This is a genomic window from Achromobacter sp. PD1, from assembly GCF_048541815.1.
Taxonomy (GTDB): domain Bacteria; phylum Pseudomonadota; class Gammaproteobacteria; order Burkholderiales; family Burkholderiaceae_B; genus Achromobacter; species Achromobacter bronchisepticus_A.
This window is the reverse complement of sequence record NZ_CP183349.1, coordinates 155,413-175,123: the sequence shown is the minus strand read 5'-3', so window position 1 is coordinate 175,123 and position 19,711 is coordinate 155,413. Positions and strand designations below refer to the sequence as shown.

Genomic DNA, 19,711 nt, shown 5'->3' with positions numbered 1-19,711 from the left:
GTTTTATGGGCGGCCAAGCTCTAGGACTGCTGCCTGACGCCTTTTTTATTATTTGCCGAACCTGCGGAGCCGCCGCTACACATTTGCAAAAGCCCCTCTTCGGGAGGCGCTACAGGCCGCGCGCCGCGCGCTGCACGTGTTCGATGAAGCATTCCGCGAAACTGGGCAGATCGCGTCCACGCTGACGGCACAGCAGGCGGTCGCGCAACGCCCAGGGATCGTCCAGCTTAAGCACATGCAGCGCGTCCGGACGGCTGTAGCGCGCCGCGCAGGCGCGCGGCACCACCGCGATCCCCGCGCCCGCCTCCACCATGCGGCACACGGCTTCGAAGCTGCCCACGTGCACGCGCTGGCAGATGCGCTTGCCCAGGCCGCTGGCGATGTCCTCCAGGAAGGTCTGGATGGCGCTGTCCGGATGGATGCCGACGAACTGATACGCGTCCAGCAGGTCGGCGAAATGCGCGGACTCCGACGCGGCCAGCGGATGGTCCAGCGACGTCACCACGGTGAGTTCATCGCGGAACAACGGCGTGACGTCCAGGCCCGACACGTCGATATTGCCCGCCACCAGCCCCAGGTCTCCCTGACCTGCGCGTATGGCAATGACGATATCGCCGGAAATCTTTTCTTCCAGCTCCACATCCACATCCGGGTTTTCCGCAAGAAACGTGGACAGCGCGTCGGCCAGAAAGGAATTGGTGGCCGTGGTGTTGGCCAATAGGCGCAAGCGGCCCTTCAAGCCGCTGGCGTAGGGTTGCAGGTCCGCATTCAAGCATTCCAGCTGCCGAAACACGGCGTTCGCATGCTTGAGCAGCACTTCGCCCGCCGGCGTCAGCGCCACGCCCGTGGCCATGCGCACCAACAGCCTGGCCTTGAAGGCCTCTTCCATGTTCTTCACCCGCGCGCTTGCCGCCGGCAGGGACAGGAAGGTGCGTTCCGCAGCCCGGGTCAGATTGAGTGTTTCCCCCACGTTCAGAAACAAACGCAGGTCCGTCAGATCGTGTCTCATGTTCCACCACGCAGAAGGGGGGCATATCTAATTTTGAATTCTTCGCATGCCTCGTCGAATCTACCATGGTGCATCCCCTCGAACCAGAGCGTTTGATGCGGAACTGTTTTCCACACGGCGCGCGCGCCGCAGCACAGGAGTCAGCTTCAATGAGCGGCATAGTTTCCGGAAAAGTGGTGATCGTGACGGGCGCGGGCGGCGGCATCGGCCGCAGCATTGCGCTGGCCATGGCGCAGGCTGGCGCCAAGGTGGTGGTGAACGACATCGGCGTCTCGCTCACCGGCGAAGGCGGCGCGGAGGGTCCCGCGCAAGCGGTCGTCAAGGAGATCGTCGCGGCCGGCGGCCAGGCCGTCGCCAACACCGACAGCGTGGCCGCGTACGACAGCGCCAGCCGCTGCGTGCAGACGGCGATAGACGCGTTCGGCCGCATCGATGCCGTGGTCAACAACGCCGGCAATCTGCGCGACCGGGTTTTCCACAAGATGAGCGAAGAGGAATGGAGCCAGGTGCTGGGCGTGCACCTCAACGGCTCCTTCTTCATGAGCCGCGCGGCTGCGCCCTACTTCCGCGAACAGGAGTCCGGCGCCTTCGTGCACATGACCTCCACGTCCGGACTGATCGGAAACTTTGGGCAGGCCAACTACGCGGCGGCCAAGCTCGGCATCGTGGCCTTGTCGAAATCCATCGCCCTGGACATGGCGCGCTACAACGTGCGCTCCAACTGCATCGCGCCGTTCGCATGGAGCCGCATGACCAGCTCCATTCCCGCCGAGACCGACGAAGAAAAGGCCCGCATCGAAAAGCTGAAGAAAATGGAAGCCGGCAAGGTTGCGCCCATGGCCGTCTACCTGGCCAGCGACGCCGCCAGCGAGGTCACCGCGCAGATCTTCGCGGTGCGCGCCAACGAGATCATGCTGATGAGCCAACCGCGCCCGCTGCGCACCGTGCACCATGGCGAAGGCTGGACGCCCGAGCGCATCGCCGAGATCGCCGTGCCCGCCATGCGCAAGCACTTCTATGCGTTGGAGCGCTCGCCCGACGTCATCGACTGGGATCCCATCTGAGGCCGCCATGCCCCTGGACTACGCAACCGTGAAGGACTGGCGCTTCGACGAGGTGCGCCAGCGCTACGACGAAAAAGACACCATGCTGTACGCCCTGGGCATAGGCCTGGGGCAAGACCCCGAAGACACCGGACAGTTGCGCTACGTGTACGAAAAGGGCTTGCAGTCCTTTCCCACCATGAGCGTGGTGCTGGGCTATCCGGGCTTCTGGGTCCAGGACCCGCGCGCCGGCATCGACTGGGTACGCGTGGTCCACGGCGAGCAGCGGCTGACCATGCATGCGCCCCTGCCCGCAGCCGGCGTGGTCACCGGCAGGAGCCGCAACACGCACGTGATCGACAAGGGCACCGACAAGGGCGCCATCATCATCACCGAGCGCACCCTGCATGGCGAAGACGGCGCCTGCCTCGCCACCTTGCGCCAAAGCACCTTCTGCCGCGGCGACGGCGGCTTCGGCCAGGGAGACGACAGCCCTGCCGCCCTGCCCGCGGCGCCCGACGGCGAACCGAACCTGCGCTGCGAGATCCGCATTCCCGCCAGCGCCGCCCTGCTGTACCGGCTGAACGCCGACCGCAACCCGCTGCACGCAGACCCCGAAGTCGCACGCGCGGCCGGCTACCCCAAACCCATCCTGCACGGACTGTGCTCCTACGGCGTAGTCGCGCACGCCATCGTCAAAAGCTGCTGCGGCTACGACGCCTCACGCCTGGTCAGCCTGAACACGCGCTTTTCGGCGCCGGTGTATCCCGGCGAAACCCTGCAGTGCGACATCTGGCGCCTGCCCGGCGGCCAGCTCCGCTTCCAGGCCCGCGCGCAAGAACGCGGCGTGGTGGTCATGAGCCACGGCACCGCGGAGCTGAAGCCATGACCCGCGCGCCCGCATTGACCGGCATCCGCGTACTGGATCTATCGCGCATCCTGGCCGGCCCCTGGTGCACGCAGAACCTGGCCGACCTGGGCGCCGACGTCATCAAGATCGAACGCCCCCGCGTGGGCGACGACACCCGCGCCTGGGGTCCGCCGTTCCTCAAGGACGGCAACGGCCAGGACACCGAGGAATCCGCCTATTACCTCAGCGCCAACCGCAACAAGCGCTCGGTGGAAGCCGACATGGCCACGCCCGCAGGCACCGCACTGATCCGCGAATTGGCGGCCGCCAGCGACATCCTGGTCGAGAACTTCAAGGTCGGCGGGCTGGCCAAGTACGGCCTGGACTACGACAGCCTGAAGCAGATCAACCCGCGCCTGATCTATTGCTCGGTCACCGGCTTCGGCCAGGACGGCCCCTACGCGCAGCATCCTGGCTACGACTTCATGATCCAAGGCATGGGCGGCCTCATGAGCATCACCGGGGAACGCGATGACCTGCCCGGCGGCGGGCCACAGAAGGCCGGCGTGGCGGTGACCGACATCATCACCGGCATGTACGCCACCGTCGCGATCCTGGCCGCCTTGCAGGAACGCCACAACAGCGGCCTGGGCCAACACCTGGACATCGCCCTGCTGGACAGCCACGTCGCCCTGCTGGCCAACCAGAACTCGAACTACTTCAACTCCGGCGTGGCACCCCAGCGCGCCGGCAACGCCCACCAGAACGTCGTGCCCTACCAGGTGTTCGCCGCCAGCGACGGCCACCTGATCGTGGCCACGGGCAATGAATCGCAGTACCGCGCATACTGCCGCGCCATCGGCGCACCCGAACTGGGCGACGACCCGCGCTTCGCCACCAACCGCATGCGCCTGGCCAACCGCGAACTGCTGGTCGGCCTGCTGACCGAGATCATGCGCCAGGGCAAACGCGACGACTGGATCGCCAGGCTGGAGGCCGTGGGCGTGCCTTGCGGGCCGATCAACGATATCGCGCAGGCCCAGGCGCATCCGCAAGCGCAGGCGCGGCAGCTGCGCCGCGACATGCCGCATCCGGCGGGCGGCGTGGCGGCGGTGACGGCAAGCCCGCTGCGGCTGTCGGCCTCGCCGGTCGAGTACCGCCGCGCGCCGCCGCTGCTTGGGGAGCATACGGAGGAAGTGCTGCGGGAGGTGTTGGGGAAGACGCCAGAAGCGATTGCGGCGTTTTGCGCGGGATTGAGGAAGGAGGGATGAGCAGGTTGCGCGCGGGGTGAGGCGGAGGTTTGGCTGCCGTGTAGCGGAGGCTGGAGATGTGGGCGTTCGCGCAAGCAAACACCATCACAATCAAATAAATCACGTATGTCTTTATCGGCCGCCCGGGCGGCCTACGAAGCACCAGGCACTAAAGCCAAAAAAAACGGCCGCCAGTCCCCTGGCAGCCGTTTTTCTCACAACCTACGGAATCAAGCCACAGCGACAGGAATCTTCCCGATCTTGGCCTGCCATTCCTTGGGCCCCGTGGTATGGACAGAGGTACCCTGAGCATCAACCGCCACGGTCACCGGCATGTCCTTCACGTCGAACTCGTAGATGGCTTCCATGCCCAGGTCCGCAAAACCCAGCACCTTGGCGCCACGGATAGCCTTCGACACCAGGTAGGCCGCGCCGCCCACCGCCATCAGGTAAGCCGAGTTGTGCTTCTTGATGGATTCGATCGCCACCGGACCGCGTTCCGACTTGCCGATCATCGCGATCAAGCCCGTCTGCTCCAGCATCATGTCGGTGAACTTGTCCATGCGCGTAGCGGTCGTGGGACCCGCCGGGCCGACCACTTCGTCGCGCACCGGATCCACCGGACCCACGTAGTAAATGACGCGATTCTTGAAATCCACCGGCAGCGGCTCGCCCTTGGCCAGCATGTCCTGGATGCGCTTGTGCGCCGCATCGCGGCCCGTCAACATCTTGCCCGACAGCAGCAGCGTCTGACCCGGCTTCCAGCTGGCCACTTCTTCCTTGGTCAGCGTATTCAGGTCCACCTGCTTGGACTTGTTGTAGTCCGGCGCCCAATGCACTTCCGGCCACTCCGACAGCGACGGCGGATCCAGGCGCGCCGGACCCGAGCCGTCCAGCTCAAAGTGCGCATGACGCGTCGCCGCGCAGTTCGGGATCATCGCCACCGGCTTGGAAGCCGCGTGCGTGGGGAAGGTGCTGATCTTCACGTCCAGCACCGTCGTCAGGCCACCCAGGCCCTGCGCGCCGATACCCAGTGCATTGACCTTCTCATACAGCTCGATACGCAGCTCTTCCAGCTTGTTCTGCGGACCGCGGGCCAGCAGCTCGTACATGTCGATGTCTTCCATCAACGACTGCTTGGCCATCAGCATGGCCTTCTCGGCCGTGCCGCCGACGCCAATGCCCAGCATGCCCGGCGGGCACCAGCCCGCGCCCATCGTCGGCACCGTCTTGAGCACCCAGTCCACCAGCGAATCGCTCGGATTCAGCATCGCGAACTTCGACTTGTTTTCCGAACCGCCGCCCTTCGAAGCGACCTGCACGTCGACCTTGTCGCCCGGGACAAGCTCGACGTGCAGGATACAGGGCGTGTTGTCGCGCGTGTTCTTGCGCGCGAACAGCGGATCGTCCAGCACCGAAGCGCGCAGCGGATTGTCCGGGTTCAGATAACCGCGGCGCACGCCTTCGTCACAGAGTTCCTGCAGGGTGCGCTTGGTCTCGAAGCGCACGCCCATGCCGACCTTCAGGAAGACGTTGACGATGCCCGTGTCCTGGCACAGCGGACGCTTACCCTCGGCGCACATGCGCGAGTTGGTCAGGATCTGCGCCATCGCGTCGCGCGCGGCGGGGCTTTCCTCGCGCTCATAGGCGCGGGCCAGGTGGCGGATGTAGTCGACGGGATGGTAGTAGCTGATGAACTGGATGCCATCGGCTATCGACTGGATGAAGTCTTCTTCTTTAATGATGACTGACATGGCGATATGCGGGTGTAGATGATGAAAACGTGAAAACGCGGCCGGCAGGACCGGCCGCGCGCGGGTGCTTGATGCCTATTTTATTTGCCTTGCCACACGGGCTTGCGCTTCTCGGCGAAGGCGGTCGCGCCTTCCTTCGCGTCGGCCGACGAAAAGATGTGCGCAATCAGCGGACGCTGCTGGTCGAACATGCTGGCCTGGTCCCAATCGCCCGACTGCGCCACGATGCTCTTGGCGGTCTGCACCGCCAGCGGGCCGTTCTCGACGATGGCGCGGGCCAGTTCCAGCGCGCCAGCCAGGGCGGCGCCCGGCTCGGTGATGCGGTTGACCAGGCCGAAGGAGTAGGCGCGCTCGGCCGTCAACATTTCGCCCGTCAGGATCACTTCCATGGCGATGTGGTACGGCAGACGGCGCGGCAGGCGCAGCATGCCGCCGGCGCCGGCCACCAGGCCGCGCTTGACTTCAGGCAGGCCGAACTTGGCGTTGCTGGCGGCCACGATCAGGTCGGAAGCCAGCGCCATTTCGCAGCCGCCAGCCAGTGCGTAGCCTTCCACCGCCGCGATCAGCGGCTTCTTGGGGGGCCGCTCGTTCAGGCCGGCGAAGCCGCGGCCTTCCACGTAGGGACGCTGCCCCGACTTGGCGAAGGCCTTCAGGTCCATGCCCGAGGAGAACGTGCCGCCGCCGCCCGTCAGGATGCCGATGCGGATGTCGTCGCGGCTGTCCAGCTGGTCCAGCGCCGCGGCCATGGCCTGCGCGGTTTCCAGGTTGATGGCGTTCTTGGCCTCGGGACGGTTGATCGTGATGATCTGGATGCCGTCGGTGACTTCTACCTTGATCAGGTCTGACATGGGACTGCTCCTTCCGGGAATTCTCGGAATCGGGTTCCGGGTTTTATATAAGACTTGGTACGCAACCTGGAATCATACGATCATTGGTTTCCAGGCGCAGCGACAGGCCCGCGCGGCGTCCACCAGCGGCACACTGTCCCCCTTGTGAACCGCCTAGAAGTCCTAGATGTAACCGTCCGCCCGGCATTCGGGAACCGGACCGCCCCGGGCCAGTTAAAATGTCGGGTTTCCCACGCCCAGGGCAAGCCTTGCCCGGCGGCCGAATTCCAAGAATCCTATGCTCACCTTTCAGCAAATCATCCTTACGCTCCAGGAATACTGGGACAAGCAGGGTTGCGCCCTGCTGCAGCCCTACGACATGGAAGTCGGCGCCGGCACCTCGCATACCGCCACATTCCTGCGCGCGATCGGTCCGGAGCCCTGGCGCGCCGCCTACGTGCAGCCCTCGCGCCGCCCCAAGGACGGCCGCTACGGCGAAAACCCCAACCGCCTGCAGCACTACTACCAATACCAGGTGGTGCTGAAGCCCGCGCCCCCGGAAATCCTGGACCTGTACATCGGCTCGCTCAAGGCGCTGGGCATCGACCCGGCCCAGCATGACATCCGCTTCGTCGAGGACGACTGGGAAAACCCCACCCTCGGCGCCTGGGGCCTGGGCTGGGAAGTCTGGCTGAACGGCATGGAAGTCACCCAGTTCACCTACTTCCAGCAAGTGGGCGGCCTGGACTGCACGCCGACCACCGGTGAAATCACCTACGGCCTGGAGCGCCTGGCCATGTACCTGCAGGACGTGCAAAGCGTGTACGACCTGGTCTGGACCGAAGGCGCCAACGGCAACCGCGTGCTGTATCGCGACGTGTTTCACCAGAACGAGGTGGAACAGTCGACCTACAACTTCGAGCATTCGTCGGCCGAGATGCTGTTCTCGCACTTCAACGACTATGAAGCCGAGGCCAAGCGCCTGATGGACGTGCCGCTGGCGCTGCCCGCCTACGAGGCCGCGCTGAAGGCCGCGCATACGTTCAACATGCTGGACGCGCGCGGCGCGATCAGCGTCACCGAGCGCGCCGCCTACATCGGCCGCATCCGCAACCTGTCGCGCGCCGTCGCGCAGGCCTATTACGATTCCCGCGAACGACTGGGCTTTCCCATGCTGGGCCGCGACAAGGCCGCCGGGGAGGCTGCATAAATGACGACGAACATCCGCCCGCTGCTGGTCGAACTGCTGACCGAAGAACTCCCGCCCAAGGCCCTGCAGAAGCTGGGCCAGGCCTTCGCCGAAGGCGTGCGCACCACGCTGGAGCGCCACGGCCTGCTGGCCGCCGGCTGCGCCGCCACCGCGTATTCCACGCCGCGCCGCCTGGCCGTGCACCTGTCCGCCGTGCTGGCGCAGGCGCCCGACCAGCCCTATGCCGAAAAGCTGATGCCGGTAAAGATCGGCCTGACCGAAGACGGCAAGGCTACCCCCGCGCTGCAAAAGAAGCTGGCCGCCAAGGGCCTGGAAAACATCGACCTGGCTACCCTGGAACGCGAATCCGACGGCAAGCAGGACTACCTGGTCGCCCGCGGCACCGCTCCCGGCGCCCAACTGGCAGCCGGCCTGCAGGAAGGCATCGACGCCGCCATCAACGGCCTGCCCATTCCCAAGGTCATGCGCTACCAATTGGCCGACGGCGTCACCACCGTCAAGTTCGTGCGTCCGGCGCACGGCCTGGTCGCGCTGTTCGGCGCCGACGTGGTGCCGGTATCCGCGCTGGGCCTGGCCGCCGGCCGCGACACGCTGGGCCACCGCTTCATGAGCGCGGGTCCCGTGTCCATCGCCGACGCCGACGCCTATGCCGCCACCCTGGCCGAAAAGGGCCGCGTGATGGCCTCGTTCGAAGGCCGCCGCGACGAGATCCAGCGCCAGCTGCTCGACCATGCCGGCCGCCTGAACGCCACCCTGGGCGATGATCCCGAAGTGGCCGCGCTGCTGGACGAAGTCACGGCCCTGGTCGAACACCCCACCGTCTACGTGGGCCAGTTCGAAGAGCAGTTCCTGCAAGTGCCGCAGGAATGCCTGATCCTGACCATGCGGCTGAACCAGAAGTACTTCCCGCTGTTCGATCCGGCCAGCGGCCGCCTGACGCACCGCTTCCTGATCGTCAGCAACATGCGCACCGACAATCCGGTGAACATCGTCGAAGGCAACCAGCGCGTGGTGCGCCCGCGCCTGGCGGACGCGCAGTTCTTCTTTGAAACCGACCGCAAGACCCCGCTGGCGGCGCGCGTCGAACAACTGGGCTCGATCGTCTACCACAACAAGCTGGGCACCCAGCTTGAACGCGTGGAGCGCGTGCGCGCCATCGCCCGCGGCGTGGCCGAACAACTGGGCGGCGACGTATCCGCCGCCGACCGCGCAGCCATGCTGGCCAAGGCCGACCTGGGCTCGAACATGGTGGGCGAATTCCCCGAGCTGCAAGGCGTCATGGGCGCCTACTACGCGGCCGGCGACGGCGAGCCCGACAGCGTGGTGCAGGCCCTGCGCACGCAGTACCGCAACCGCTACGACGCGCCCGTCACCGCTGAATCGCTGACCGCCGCCATCCTGTTCATCGCCGAGCGCGTGGAAACCATGGTCGGCATCTGGGCCATCGGCCTGGCGCCCACCGGCGAACGCGACCCCTTCGGCCTGCGCCGCGCCGCGCTGGGCCTGATCAGCGCGTTCGAGCAATTGGCCGCAGGCGGCTGGCTCAAGATCAGCTCGGCCGGCCCCCTGTCGCTGGACGGCCTGCTGCAACTGGCCGCAGGGACCTTCCCTGCCGGCAAGATTCCCGCCGACACGCTGGCCGAGGTCCGCGCCTTCATCTACGAACGCTACCGTAACCAGCTGATCAACGACTTCGACCGCAACGCCGTCGAAGCCGTGATCGCGCTGACCCCGCCGCTGCACCAGGTGGCCGAGCGCGTGCGCGCTGCCGCCGCCTTCGCGCTGCTGCCCGAGGCCGCCAGCCTGGCCGCCGCCAACAAGCGCATCGGCAACCTGCTCAAGAAGGCCGAAGGCGAGATCGGCGCGGTGAACGACGCCGCGCTGGTGGAACCGGCCGAAAAGGCGCTGGCCGCCGCCGTGTCCGCGCTGCGCCCCAAGGCCGAGGCGCAACTGGCCGCAGGCGACTTCGCCGGCAGCCTGAGCACGCTGGCCCAGGTCCGCGAACCCGTGGACGCCTTCTTTGCCGACGTCATGGTCATGGCCGAGGACCCGGCCGTGCGCGCCAACCGGCTGGCCCTGCTGGGCCAGTTGCATGGCCTGATGAACCAGGTCGCTGACATCTCCAGGCTGGCACAGTGAAGCTCATCATCCTAGACCGCGACGGCGTCATCAACCAGGACAGCGATTCGTTCGTCAAGAATCCCGACGAATGGATCGCCCTGCCCGGCAGCCTGCACGCCATCGCCCGGCTGACGCAGGCGGGCTGGAAGGTGGTGGTCGCCACCAACCAGTCGGGTCTGGCGCGCGGCCTGTTCGACATGGACACGCTGACGGCCATCCATACCAAGATGCGCCGCGAACTGGCCGCCGCAGGCGGCAGTATCGACGCGGTCTTCATGTGCCCGCACGGCCCCGATGACAACTGCGCCTGCCGCAAGCCCAAGCCCGGCATGTTCGAACAGATCGGGCACCGCTACGACGTCGACCTGGCCGGCGTGCCGGCGGTGGGCGATTCGCTGCGCGACCTGCAGGCCTCGTCGTCGGTCGGCTGCTCGCCCTGGCTGGTGCTGAGCGGCAATGGCAAGAAGACGCTGGCCAAGGGCGGCTTGCCGGACAATACCCGCGTCTGCGACGACCTGTCGGCCGTGGTCGACGCGCTGCTGCAGGACCATTGATCCGATGGCCCGCCTACGTTCGCTGCTGTACTTCCTGTTCCTGGCCGTCACGGTCATCCCCTACGCGTTCGCTTGCATCCTGTGGGCGCCGCTGCCGCTGCACTGGCGCTATAAGTTGACCGTGGGCTGGCCGCGCCTGGCCATCTGGGGCGCGCGCTTCTTCTGCGGCATCCGCTGGCAGGTCAAGGGCTGGGAAAATCTGCCCGACGGCCCGGCGGTGCTGCTGTCCAAGCATCAATCGGCCTGGGAAACGCTGTTCTTCCCCGCCCACATGCCGCGCGAAGTCTGCTTCGTCTACAAGAAGGAACTGCACATGGTGCCGTTCTTCGGCTGGGGCCTGGCGCTGCTGCGCATGATCCCGATCGACCGCGCCAAGGGTCGCGATGCCTTCGACCAGGTGGTCAAGCAAGGCCAGACCCGCCTGGACGAAGGCCGCTGGCCCCTGCTGTTTCCCGAGGGCACCCGCGTGCCGCCCGGCAAGACCGGCCGCTTCAAGATGGGCGGCGCGCTGCTGGCCTCGCGCACCGGCGCCGCCGTCATCCCGGTGGCGCACAATGCCGGCGAATGCTGGCGCCGCAACGCCTTTGTGAAGTATCCGGGCATGGTTACCGTGTCCATCGGTCCCGCGATAGAATCCAAGGGACTCTCCCCCGAGGAACTGAACAAAAAGGTTCAGGACTGGATCGAAGGGGAAATGCGGCGTCTCAATCCAGAAAGGTATGGCCAGCACTGATCAGCTCGAACTCCTGTTCGACGAACAGCAGCACGACGCGCCCACGGGCGCGCCGCCGCTGAACGCCGCGCCGAAGGCTCCGGCCGCACCTAAGCCGGCCGCGCCTAAGCCGGCTGCGCCCAAGCCCCTCTTCCCCGATCTGCCCCCGGCTGCCGCCCCAGCGGGCGAACCGCTGCTGACGCTGTCGCCCAACGCGGCCTCGCTCGTCCCCACGCCCTGCCCCGACCCGCTGCCGCCCGGCGCGCGCTGGCGCGAAGTCTCGACCGAGCAGCAGCCCATCGGCTTCGTGCTGCTGCGCTCGCGCCGCCGCAGCATCGGCTTCGTGATCACCGACGACGGCTTGCGCGTCACCGCCCCGAACTGGGTCACGCTGACGCAGGTGGACGACGCCGTGCGCGAGAAAGCCCGCTGGATCCTCACCAAGCTGCGCGAATGGCACGCCCGCAAGCAGCAGCTTGCCATGGCGCACACGCGCTGGCAGGCGGGCGGCGAACTGCCCTACCTGGGCAAGCGCATTGTGATCGGCGTAGGCGGCGACAGCCGCCAGGCCAACCTGTCGGGCGACGCCGACGCCCCGCAGGATGGCGACACCTTGTGGCTGGCGCTGCCGTCCTCGGCGGACCAGGGCCGCATCCGCGATTCGGCCCAGGCCTGGCTGCAACAGCGCGCCGGCGCCTGGTTCGGCGCGCGCCTGGCCCACTTCCTGCAGGTCAGCGGCCTGAAGATCCAACGCTGGCGCCTATCCTCGGCCGCCACCCGCTGGGGCTCCTGCACCAGCGACGGCAACATCATGCTGAACTGGCGCCTGATCCATTTCGCGCCCGCCATCATCGACTACGTCATCGCGCACGAGCTTGCCCATTTACGCGAAATGAACCACAGTCAGGACTTCTGGCGCGAAGTGGGGCAAATCCTGCCCGACTTCGAAAACGCCAAGAACATCCTGCGGCGTCACGACCCCGCATCCTTGCCTCAGTTCTGAGGCATTCTGGAGACACGAAAATGTTGCTGCTGATTCCGGGCCCGGTCACGACCGACGCGCGGGTGAAGGCCGCCATGGCGCAAGACTATGCGCCGTGGGACAACGATTTCCGCCAGACCTACCGGCAGGTCTGCGATGGCGTGCTGCGCGCGGCGCTGGCGTCGCCCGACGAGCACGCCGCGCTGGCGCTGCCGGGCTGCGGCCACTTCGCGGTGGAAGCCGCGATCCGCAGCTTCATCCCCGCCGGCGGTCGCCTGCTGGCCCCCTCCACCGGCGCCTACGCCGCCCGCCTGCAAAAGCTGGCCAGTGATGCCGGCCGCGTCGCCGTGCCGCTGCCCGTCGGCCCCACCGAGCGGATCGATCCGCTGGCGGTCGCCCACGCCCTGGAACAGGATCCCACGCTCACGCACCTGGCGCTGGTCTACAGCGAAACCGGCAGCGGCATCTGCCATGACGTGCCTGAACTCGCGCGCATCGCGCACGGACTCGGCCGCCGCGTCATCGTCGACGCCGTGTCCGCCTTCGGCGCGCTGCCCCTGGAGCTGCGCGCCCTGCCCGCCGTGGAAGCGGTGGTGCTGACCGCCAACAAGTGCCTGGAAGGCATGCCCGGCGCCGCCTTCGTGGTGGCGCGGCGCGACAGCCTGGAAGCGGCGCGCGGCGTCGCCGGCAGCTGGTCGCTGGACCTGGCCGACATCTACCAGCAAAGCCTGCAGCCCAATGCCGGCCCGCGTTTCACGCCTCCCGCCCCCACGCTGGCGGCGCTGGCCGTGGCGCTGGAACTGCACCGCGAAGAAGGCCGCGAGGCCCGCCTGGCACGCTACACCGCCAACATGCACACGCTATATGATGGCGTCAGGGAGCTGGGCCTGGCGCCTTACCTGACGCCTGCCCTGCAGGGCCCCATCGTCGTCAACGTCCGCGCCCCTGACGCGCCGACCTGGAACCTGCAATTGTTCGTGGACGCCCTCAAGCGCCGCGGCTACGTGCTCAGCAACTTCTACAACACCGAACAACCTTCGTTCCGGGTCGGCTGCATCGGCGCCTTCGGGCCCGACCAGATGCGGCAGGCAGTCGACGCCATGGGCGGCGCGCTGCGCGACATCGGCATCACCCGGGAAGCCGCCGGCAACGGCGGATTCTTCCCGCTCCCCCTCACCGCTTAAGGAAAACATCCCATGCGTATGCTCCACACCATGCTGCGAGTCGGCAACCTCGACAAGTCCATCGACTTCTACACCAACGTGCTCGGCATGCGCGTGCTGCGCCGCAATGACTACCCCGAGGGCAAGTTCACGCTGGCCTTCGTCGGCTACCAGGACGAATCCGAAGGCGCCGTCATCGAACTGACCCACAACTGGGACACGGACAAGTACGACCTGGGCACCGGCTACGGCCACATCGCCCTGGAAGTCGACAACGCCTATGAAGCCTGTGACAAGGTCAAGGAAAAAGGCGGCAAGGTCACGCGCGAAGCCGGCCCGATGAAGCACGGCAAGACCGTCATCGCCTTTGTCGAAGACCCCGATGGCTACAAGATCGAGTTCATCCAGAAAAAGGGCCGCCAGGACTGAGCCCCCGCGCGGCCGACGCCAGGAAGACATTCCATGATCCACACCATCCTGAAAATGGGCGATCCGCGGCTGTTGCGCGTGGCCGCGCCCGTGGAACGCTACGACACGCCCGAACTGCACGCGCTGATCGACGACATGTTCGAAACCATGGCCGCCGCGCAAGGGGTGGGCCTGGCCGCGCCGCAGATCGGCGTGGACCTGCAGCTGGTGATCTTCGGCTTCGACCGCAACGAGCGCTATCCGGACGCGCCCGCCGTCCCGCAGACCATTCTGTGCAATCCGGTCATCACGCCTCTGTCTGACGAAATGGAAGACGGCTGGGAAGGCTGCCTGTCGGTGCCGGGCCTACGCGGCGTGGTGCCGCGCTACCGCCACATCCGCTACAGCGGGCGCGATCCCTACGGCCAGCTCATCGAGCGCGAGGCCGAGGGGTTTCACGCCCGGGTGGTGCAGCACGAATGCGACCACCTGATCGGCCGGCTCTACCCGTCGCGCATCCAGGACTTCAGCAAATTCGGGTTCACTGAAATCCTGTTCCCCGACATGGATCCGAACCAGGACGACTAAGACCTTGCTCCCGCCTTGCGGGAGCTTGCGTCTCTTCCCTACGCCTCTCCCGAACCCGCCTTGGCGGCCTGCGGCGACAGCTCTTCAGGCGCGAAATCGTCCACCTGCAACACCCGCGACACCAGCGCTTCGGCCTCTTGCAGCGAGGCCGCCTGCGCGTCGGTAATGGCGCCGCGCAGGTGGGCTTCACGCCAATCGCGCACGCCGGACTGGCGCAGGCGGTCGCGCAGCGGCTGCACCGCGTCCGCCAGCGCGAAGGCGCGGGTCAGGAGACCCACCGGATCGTCGCCGGCGGCGCCGGCCTCGCGATGCAGGTCGGCCGCCAGGCGCACATGCGTGGGCGAAGGCTTGAGCAGCAGTTCCGCGCATTCCCGCGTCAAGGCGTCGCTCGGCCCCTTCGCCAGGCGCAACGGCAGGATGGCGGCGCGCAGCCCCCATGACAACACGCGGCCCGGCAGGTTGCGCAAGACCTGGTCCATGCTTTTCTCGATGCTGGCGTAGCCCTGCTCCAGGCACCAATGCACCAGCGGCAGGTCGTCGTGCTTGCGGCCCTCGTCTTCCCAGCGTTTGAGCACCGCCGACTGCAGATACAGCTCGGACAGGATGTCGCCCAGACGGGCGGAGATCATCTCGCGGCGCTTCAGCCCCCCGCCAAGTTGCGCCAGCGTGGCATCGGCCAGCAGCGCGAAGCCCGAGGCATAGCGGCCCAGCCGCCGGTAGTGGCCGGCCACGGGGCCGGATGAAGGCGCAGGCGCCAGCACTCCGCCAGTCCAGGCGCGGCCGATGGCCCGCAGCGCGTTGATGCCCGTGTGGCGCAGATGGCGCCAGAACACGTCGTGGAAGACCTCCATGCCGCGGTCTTCGTCGGGGTTGCCCAGCGCCAGGATTTCCGGCATCAGGTAAGGGTGGGCGCGGATCGCGCCCTGGCCGAAGATGATCAGGTTGCGCGTCAGGATGTTGGCGCCCTCGACCGTGATGGCGATGGGCACGGCGCGGTACAGCGCGCCCAGGTAGTTGCTGGGACCGTCGATGACGGCGCGGCCGGCATGGATGTCCATCGCGTCGTTGACCGAGCCGCGCATGCGCTCGGTGGCGTGGTACTTCATGATGCCCGAGACCACCGCCGGCTTGACGCCCTGGTTCAGCGCGGCGCAGGTCAGGCGCCGGGCGGCTTCGACCAGATAGGCATTGCCAGCCAGCCGGGCCAGCCCTTCCTGCACGCCTTCGAACTTGCCCACGGGAATGCCGAACTGTTCGCGCACTCGGGCATACATGCCCGTGGTGTGCGCGCACATCGCGGCGGCGGCGGCCGATAGCGAAGGCAGGGAAATGCCCCGCCCCGCCGCCAGCGCGCTCATCAGCATCTGCCAGCCATGGCCGGCGCGTTCTGCGCCGCCGATCAGCGCATCCAGCGGCACGAACACGTCGCGTCCGCGGTTGGGGCCGTTCTGGAAGACCTGCATGGCGGGCAGGTGGCGGCGCCCGATCTCCACGCCGGGCGCTTCGGTCGGCACCAGCGCGACCGATATGCCGATGTCCTTGGCGCCGCCCAGGATGCCGTCGGGGTCCGACAGCTTGAAAGCCAGGCCCAGCACGGTCGCCACCGGCCCCAGCGTGATGTAGCGCTTGTGCCAGTTGAGCCGGATGCCGATCAGTTCGCGCCCGTCGACCACCTGGCGGCAGACCACGCCCGTGTCCACCATGGACGCGGCGTCCGAGCCAGCCTCGGGGCTGGTCAGGCCGAAGCAAGGCACCTCGCGCCCGTCCGCCAGCCGCGGCAGCCAGTAGTCGCGCTGCGCCGGGGTGCCGAACTGCATCAGCAGTTCGCCCGGCCCCAGTGAGTTGGGCACCATCACGGTAACGCCCGCGGTAATGGAATAGGCCGAGATGCGCCGCACGACCTCGGAGTGCGCATAGGGTGAAAAGCCCAGGCCGCCGTAGCGCCGCGGAATGATCATGCCGAAGAAGCGTTCGGCCTTCAGGAAGTCCCATACCTCGGGCGGCAGGTCGCGCCGGTTCCAGGTGATATCCCATTCGTCCAGCATGGCGCAAAGCCGTGCCAGCGGGCCATCTATGAAGCGCTGCTCGTCCGCGGTCAACGTGGCTGCCGGCACGTCCAGCAGCTTGCGCCAGTCGGGATTGCCGGTGAACAGATCCGCATCCCACCAGGTGTCCCCGGCCTCGATGGCTTCGCGCTCCGTCGCCGACATGGCGGGCAGCGCGTTGCGCGCCCAGCGGTAAGCGGGTTCCGAGATGCGGCGCCGGCGCCACGCATTGAAGTCCATGAGTGTTCCTCACTGTTATGGCCCCAGGCCCCAGGGCGTATCAGGTCAAAGTACCAGAATTGGCGGCGCCGGGCCAAGCTGCGGCCTACCGACTCTGCGACAATGGGCCTCGGCGCGCAGCGCGCAATCCATCGCTATCCGGGCAGTCTCCGCATGCTGAACAAACTCTGGCTGGGCTTTTTCCTTACCGCGGCCGCGGCGGCGCTGTACCGCTGGCTGGTCATCGGCGACCCCGAAGTCTTCCGCATGATGGTCGCCAGCCTGTTCGACATGGCCCGCGTGTCGGTGGAAGTGATGGTGCTGCTGTTCGGCACGCTGACGCTGTGGCTGGGCTTTCTGCGCATCGCCGAGGGCGCCGGGCTGGTGGAAAAGCTGGCGCGCCTGCTGGGTCCGCTGTTCGCGCGCCTGATGCCCGGGGTGCCACGTAACCATCCGGCCATCGGCTTGATCACGCTGAACTTCGCCGCCAACGGCCTGGGGCTGGACAATGCCGCCACGCCCATCGGGCTGCGCGCCATGCGCGAATTGCAGTCGCTCAATCCCACGCCCGAAACCGCCAGCAATGCGCAGATCCTGTTCCTGGTGCTGAATGCCTCATCGCTGACCCTGCTGCCGGTGACGCTGTTCATGTTCCGCGCGCAGCAAGGCGCGCCGGACCCGACGCTGGTGTTCCTGCCCATTCTGCTGGCCACCAGCGCATCGACCCTGGCCGGGTTCCTGGCCGTGGCGGCCTGCCAGCGGCTGCGCCTCATCGATCCCGTGGTCATGCTTTGGCTGGGCGGCGCGGCGCTGCTCATGGGCGGATTCATGGCCTTGCTGGCCAGCATGTCGGCGGCGGCCATCGCCTCGCTGTCGTCGCTGCTGGGCAATCTGGTCCTGTTCGGCATCCTGATCGCCTTCCTGGTGGCGGGCGCCTGGAAGAAGGTGCCGGTCTACGAGGCCTTCATCGAAGGCGCCAAGGAAGGCTTCGACATTGCCAAGAGCCTGCTGCCCTATCTGGTCGCGATGCTGTGCGCGGTGGGCGTGCTGCGCGCCTCGGGCGCGCTGGATTTCCTGCTGGACGGCATCCGCTGGCTGGCGGTGCAGGCGGGCTGGGACACGCGCTTCGTGGACGCCTTGCCGACGGCCCTGGTCAAGCCCTTCTCGGGCAGCGCGGCGCGCGCCATGATGCTGGAAACCATGACGCATTTCGGCGTGGACAGCTTCCCCGCGCTGCTGGCCGCGGTGGTGCAAGGCAGCACCGAAACCACCTTCTACGTGCTGGCGGTGTATTTCGGATCGGTGGGCATATTGCGGGCGCGCCACGCGGTGGGCTGCGCCCTGATCGCCGATCTGGCCGGCGTGCTGGCGGCCATCGGCGTGTGCTACTGGTTCTTCGGCTGAAAGCCGCCGCGCGGCGGCGGGAAGCGCCAGGGCGGCGCTCCCGCCCCCCTGTATCAATCCACCAGCAGGATCTTCATGCCGTTGGTGCCGCCGCTGTCGCGGTAGAAGTCGCCCTTGGTCAGGATCACCCAGTCGCCGGTCTGCACCAGGTTGCGCTTGCGCAGTTCATCGATGGCGGCGTTGCTCAAATCGGCAGGCTCGTAGTCCGACGGCGCGAACGGAATCGTGTAGACGCCGCGGAACATGGCCACGCGGTTTTGCGTGATGCTGTGCGGGCTGTAGCAGTAGATCGGCACGCCCGAGCGGATGCGCGACATGATCAGCGGCGTGTGGCCGCTTTCGGTCAGCGAGATGATGGCCTTGACGCCGGGGAAATGATTGGCCGCGTACATGGCCGCCAGCGCGATGGTCTCGTCGCAGCGCGTGAAGGTCTCGCCCAGGCGGTGATGCGACTTGGTCGAGGTCGGGTGCTTTTCCGCGCCCAGGCAGACGCGGGCCATGGCCTGCACGGTTTCCACGGGATACAGGCCCGACGCGCTTTCCGCCGACAGCATGACGGCGTCGGTGTAGTCCAGCACCGCGTTGGCCACGTCGGACACTTCGGCGCGCGTGGGCATGGGGCTGGAGATCATCGACTCCATCATCTGCGTCGCGGTGATGACGACCTTGTTCAGGGTGCGCGCGTGCTGGATGATGCGCTTCTGGATGCCGACGAGTTCGGCATCGCCCACTTCCACGCCCAGGTCGCCGCGCGCCACCATCACGCCGTCGCTGGCGCGGATCAGCGCGTCCAGCGCTTCGTCGTCGGCCACGGCTTCGGCGCGTTCGATCTTGGCGATGATCCAGGCCTGGCTGCCGGCGGCCGCCAGCAGCGTGCGCGCCTCGTCGATATCGCTGCCATAGCGCGGAAACGACACGGCCACGTAGTCAAGTTCCATCTCGGCGGCCAGCTTGATGTCGACACGATCCTTGTCGGTCAGGCTGGGCGCGGACAGGCCGCCGCCGCGGCGGTTGATGCCCTTGTTGTTCGACAGCGGACCGCCCACCGTCACGGTGGTGTGGACCTCGTCGCCTTCGACGCTGTCCACCACCAGCACCACGCGGCCGTCATCCAGCAGCAGCTCGTCGCCAACGCGGCAGTCCTGCACCAGTTCGGGGTAATCGATGCCCACGATGCTGGCCGTGCCCTCTTCCTTGGGATGCACGCGCGACAGCGTGAACGGCTGGCCGATCTGCAGCTGGACCAGTTTGTCCTTGAAGCGCGCGATACGGATCTTGGGGCCTTGCAGATCGCCCATGATGGCGACGAAGCGGCCCTGCTTGGCGGCGATCTCGCGCACCATGCGGGCGCGCTCGCGATGGTCGTCCGCGCTGCCGTGCGAGAAGTTCAGGCGGGCCACGTCCAGGCCCGCGCGGATCAGCGCTTCTATGCGTTCAGGCGTCGAAGTCGAAGGTCCCAGGGTGGCGACAATTTTGGTGCGGCGCAATACGGGCATGACGATCCACTCTCGCTAAAACAACAAAAACGCTATGGTACGCCGGCCGCGCCCGCGCAGGTATCATGGGCATCAC

At 67.0% G+C, this 19,711-nt stretch carries 17 protein-coding genes; 12 read left to right on the top strand and 5 right to left on the bottom strand.

The genetic code is table 11. The annotated features are described in order from the left end of the window. Positions 1–109: 109 nt before the first annotated feature. Positions 110–1,009 (bottom strand): LysR family transcriptional regulator, encoded by a 900-nt coding sequence (locus tag ACM1PE_RS00775; RefSeq protein WP_059371537.1) that lies wholly within the window; start codon positions 1,007–1,009, stop codon positions 110–112. Positions 1,010–1,158: 149 nt separating this feature from the next. On the opposite strand from ACM1PE_RS00775, the gene ACM1PE_RS00770 reads away from it, so the two are divergent. From ACM1PE_RS00770 to ACM1PE_RS00760, 3 genes are read left to right on the top strand one after another with little or no spacing between them, the layout of a single operon-like run. Next, a complete protein-coding gene (locus ACM1PE_RS00770; RefSeq protein ID WP_419342328.1) occupies positions 1,159–2,073 on the top strand; it encodes an SDR family NAD(P)-dependent oxidoreductase in 915 nt (304 codons plus the stop codon). Between the two features lie 7 nt (positions 2,074–2,080). After that, positions 2,081–2,941 (top strand): MaoC/PaaZ C-terminal domain-containing protein, encoded by an 861-nt coding sequence (locus ACM1PE_RS00765; protein WP_419342326.1) that lies wholly within the window; start codon positions 2,081–2,083, stop codon positions 2,939–2,941. Then, positions 2,938–4,173 carry a CaiB/BaiF CoA transferase family protein gene (locus ACM1PE_RS00760; protein ID WP_059371534.1) on the top strand — a complete coding sequence of 412 codons (1,236 nt, stop codon included), beginning with the start codon at positions 2,938–2,940 and terminating at the stop codon, positions 4,171–4,173. Before ACM1PE_RS00765 ends, ACM1PE_RS00760 begins: the two co-directional genes overlap by 4 nt. A gap of 209 nt (positions 4,174–4,382) precedes the next feature. Here ACM1PE_RS00760 and ACM1PE_RS00755 read toward each other — a convergent pair whose 3' ends face one another. Together ACM1PE_RS00755 and ACM1PE_RS00750 are read right to left on the bottom strand one after the other, a co-directional pair. Continuing rightward, positions 4,383–5,906 (bottom strand): fumarate hydratase, encoded by a 1,524-nt coding sequence (locus ACM1PE_RS00755; RefSeq protein ID WP_054457515.1) that lies wholly within the window; start codon positions 5,904–5,906, stop codon positions 4,383–4,385. Positions 5,907–5,986: 80 nt separating this feature from the next. Further along, positions 5,987–6,754 (bottom strand): crotonase/enoyl-CoA hydratase family protein, encoded by a 768-nt coding sequence (locus ACM1PE_RS00750; protein WP_059371533.1) that lies wholly within the window; start codon positions 6,752–6,754, stop codon positions 5,987–5,989. Between the two features lie 277 nt (positions 6,755–7,031). Here ACM1PE_RS00750 and glyQ point away from each other — a divergent pair, with 277 nt between their 5' ends. From glyQ to def, 8 genes are read left to right on the top strand one after another with little or no spacing between them, the layout of a single operon-like run. Next, entirely contained in the window at positions 7,032–7,943 is a 912-nt protein-coding gene (gene glyQ / locus ACM1PE_RS00745; protein WP_059371532.1) for a glycine--tRNA ligase subunit alpha, read from the top strand. Continuing rightward, positions 7,944–10,082: a glycine--tRNA ligase subunit beta gene (gene glyS / locus ACM1PE_RS00740; protein WP_419342323.1), complete on the top strand. Its 2,139-nt coding sequence runs from the start codon at positions 7,944–7,946 to the stop codon at positions 10,080–10,082. After that, positions 10,079–10,618, top strand: coding sequence for a D-glycero-beta-D-manno-heptose 1,7-bisphosphate 7-phosphatase (gmhB, locus tag ACM1PE_RS00735; RefSeq protein ID WP_118932407.1), 540 nt, complete (start codon positions 10,079–10,081; stop codon positions 10,616–10,618). Before glyS ends, gmhB begins: the two co-directional genes overlap by 4 nt. 4 nt (positions 10,619–10,622) lie before the next feature. Next, positions 10,623–11,351 (top strand): lysophospholipid acyltransferase family protein, encoded by a 729-nt coding sequence (locus tag ACM1PE_RS00730; RefSeq protein ID WP_059371529.1) that lies wholly within the window; start codon positions 10,623–10,625, stop codon positions 11,349–11,351. Then, entirely contained in the window at positions 11,338–12,333 is a 996-nt protein-coding gene (locus ACM1PE_RS00725; RefSeq protein ID WP_419342320.1) for a M48 family metallopeptidase, read from the top strand. Before ACM1PE_RS00730 ends, ACM1PE_RS00725 begins: the two co-directional genes overlap by 14 nt. Positions 12,334–12,353: 20 nt before the next feature. Next, positions 12,354–13,496, top strand: coding sequence for a 2-aminoethylphosphonate--pyruvate transaminase (locus ACM1PE_RS00720; RefSeq protein ID WP_419342318.1), 1,143 nt, complete (start codon positions 12,354–12,356; stop codon positions 13,494–13,496). A gap of 12 nt (positions 13,497–13,508) precedes the next feature. Next, positions 13,509–13,904, top strand: coding sequence for a lactoylglutathione lyase (gloA, locus tag ACM1PE_RS00715; RefSeq protein WP_054457526.1), 396 nt, complete (start codon positions 13,509–13,511; stop codon positions 13,902–13,904). Between the two features lie 33 nt (positions 13,905–13,937). Next, entirely contained in the window at positions 13,938–14,471 is a 534-nt protein-coding gene (gene def / locus ACM1PE_RS00710; protein ID WP_059371527.1) for a peptide deformylase, read from the top strand. Between the two features lie 38 nt (positions 14,472–14,509). On the opposite strand, the gene ACM1PE_RS00705 is transcribed toward def, so the two are convergent. Beyond that, on the bottom strand, positions 14,510–16,756 hold the full coding sequence (locus ACM1PE_RS00705) for an acyl-CoA dehydrogenase (protein ID WP_419342315.1): 2,247 nt from the start codon (positions 16,754–16,756) through the stop codon (positions 14,510–14,512). A gap of 153 nt (positions 16,757–16,909) precedes the next feature. Between ACM1PE_RS00705 and ACM1PE_RS00700 the strand changes: the two genes are divergently transcribed. Then, positions 16,910–18,139, top strand: coding sequence for a nucleoside recognition domain-containing protein (locus tag ACM1PE_RS00700; protein ID WP_280015423.1), 1,230 nt, complete (start codon positions 16,910–16,912; stop codon positions 18,137–18,139). A gap of 53 nt (positions 18,140–18,192) precedes the next feature. Here ACM1PE_RS00700 and pyk read toward each other — a convergent pair whose 3' ends face one another. Beyond that, positions 18,193–19,635: a pyruvate kinase gene (gene pyk / locus ACM1PE_RS00695; protein WP_419342313.1), complete on the bottom strand. Its 1,443-nt coding sequence runs from the start codon at positions 19,633–19,635 to the stop codon at positions 18,193–18,195. Between the last annotated feature and the right edge of the window lie 76 nt (positions 19,636–19,711).

Bases quoted from the DNA above. Each gene is read 5' to 3' on its own strand.
- ACM1PE_RS00775 (WP_059371537.1), bottom strand. From the start codon at position 1,009: ATGAGACACGATCTGACGGACCTGCGTTTGTTTCTGAACGTGGGGGAA.
- ACM1PE_RS00770 (WP_419342328.1), top strand. From the start codon at position 1,159: ATGAGCGGCATAGTTTCCGGAAAAGTGGTGATCGTGACGGGCGCGGGC.
- ACM1PE_RS00765 (WP_419342326.1), top strand. From the start codon at position 2,081: ATGCCCCTGGACTACGCAACCGTGAAGGACTGGCGCTTCGACGAGGTG.
- ACM1PE_RS00760 (WP_059371534.1), top strand. From the start codon at position 2,938: ATGACCCGCGCGCCCGCATTGACCGGCATCCGCGTACTGGATCTATCG.
- ACM1PE_RS00755 (WP_054457515.1), bottom strand. From the start codon at position 5,906: ATGTCAGTCATCATTAAAGAAGAAGACTTCATCCAGTCGATAGCCGAT.
- ACM1PE_RS00750 (WP_059371533.1), bottom strand. From the start codon at position 6,754: ATGTCAGACCTGATCAAGGTAGAAGTCACCGACGGCATCCAGATCATC.
- glyQ (WP_059371532.1), top strand. From the start codon at position 7,032: ATGCTCACCTTTCAGCAAATCATCCTTACGCTCCAGGAATACTGGGAC.
- glyS (WP_419342323.1), top strand. From the start codon at position 7,944: ATGACGACGAACATCCGCCCGCTGCTGGTCGAACTGCTGACCGAAGAA.
- ACM1PE_RS00730 (WP_059371529.1), top strand. From the start codon at position 10,623: ATGGCCCGCCTACGTTCGCTGCTGTACTTCCTGTTCCTGGCCGTCACG.
- ACM1PE_RS00725 (WP_419342320.1), top strand. From the start codon at position 11,338: ATGGCCAGCACTGATCAGCTCGAACTCCTGTTCGACGAACAGCAGCAC.
- ACM1PE_RS00720 (WP_419342318.1), top strand. From the start codon at position 12,354: ATGTTGCTGCTGATTCCGGGCCCGGTCACGACCGACGCGCGGGTGAAG.
- gloA (WP_054457526.1), top strand. From the start codon at position 13,509: ATGCGTATGCTCCACACCATGCTGCGAGTCGGCAACCTCGACAAGTCC.
- def (WP_059371527.1), top strand. From the start codon at position 13,938: ATGATCCACACCATCCTGAAAATGGGCGATCCGCGGCTGTTGCGCGTG.
- ACM1PE_RS00705 (WP_419342315.1), bottom strand. From the start codon at position 16,756: ATGGACTTCAATGCGTGGCGCCGGCGCCGCATCTCGGAACCCGCTTAC.
- ACM1PE_RS00700 (WP_280015423.1), top strand. From the start codon at position 16,910: ATGCTGAACAAACTCTGGCTGGGCTTTTTCCTTACCGCGGCCGCGGCG.
- pyk (WP_419342313.1), bottom strand. From the start codon at position 19,635: ATGCCCGTATTGCGCCGCACCAAAATTGTCGCCACCCTGGGACCTTCG.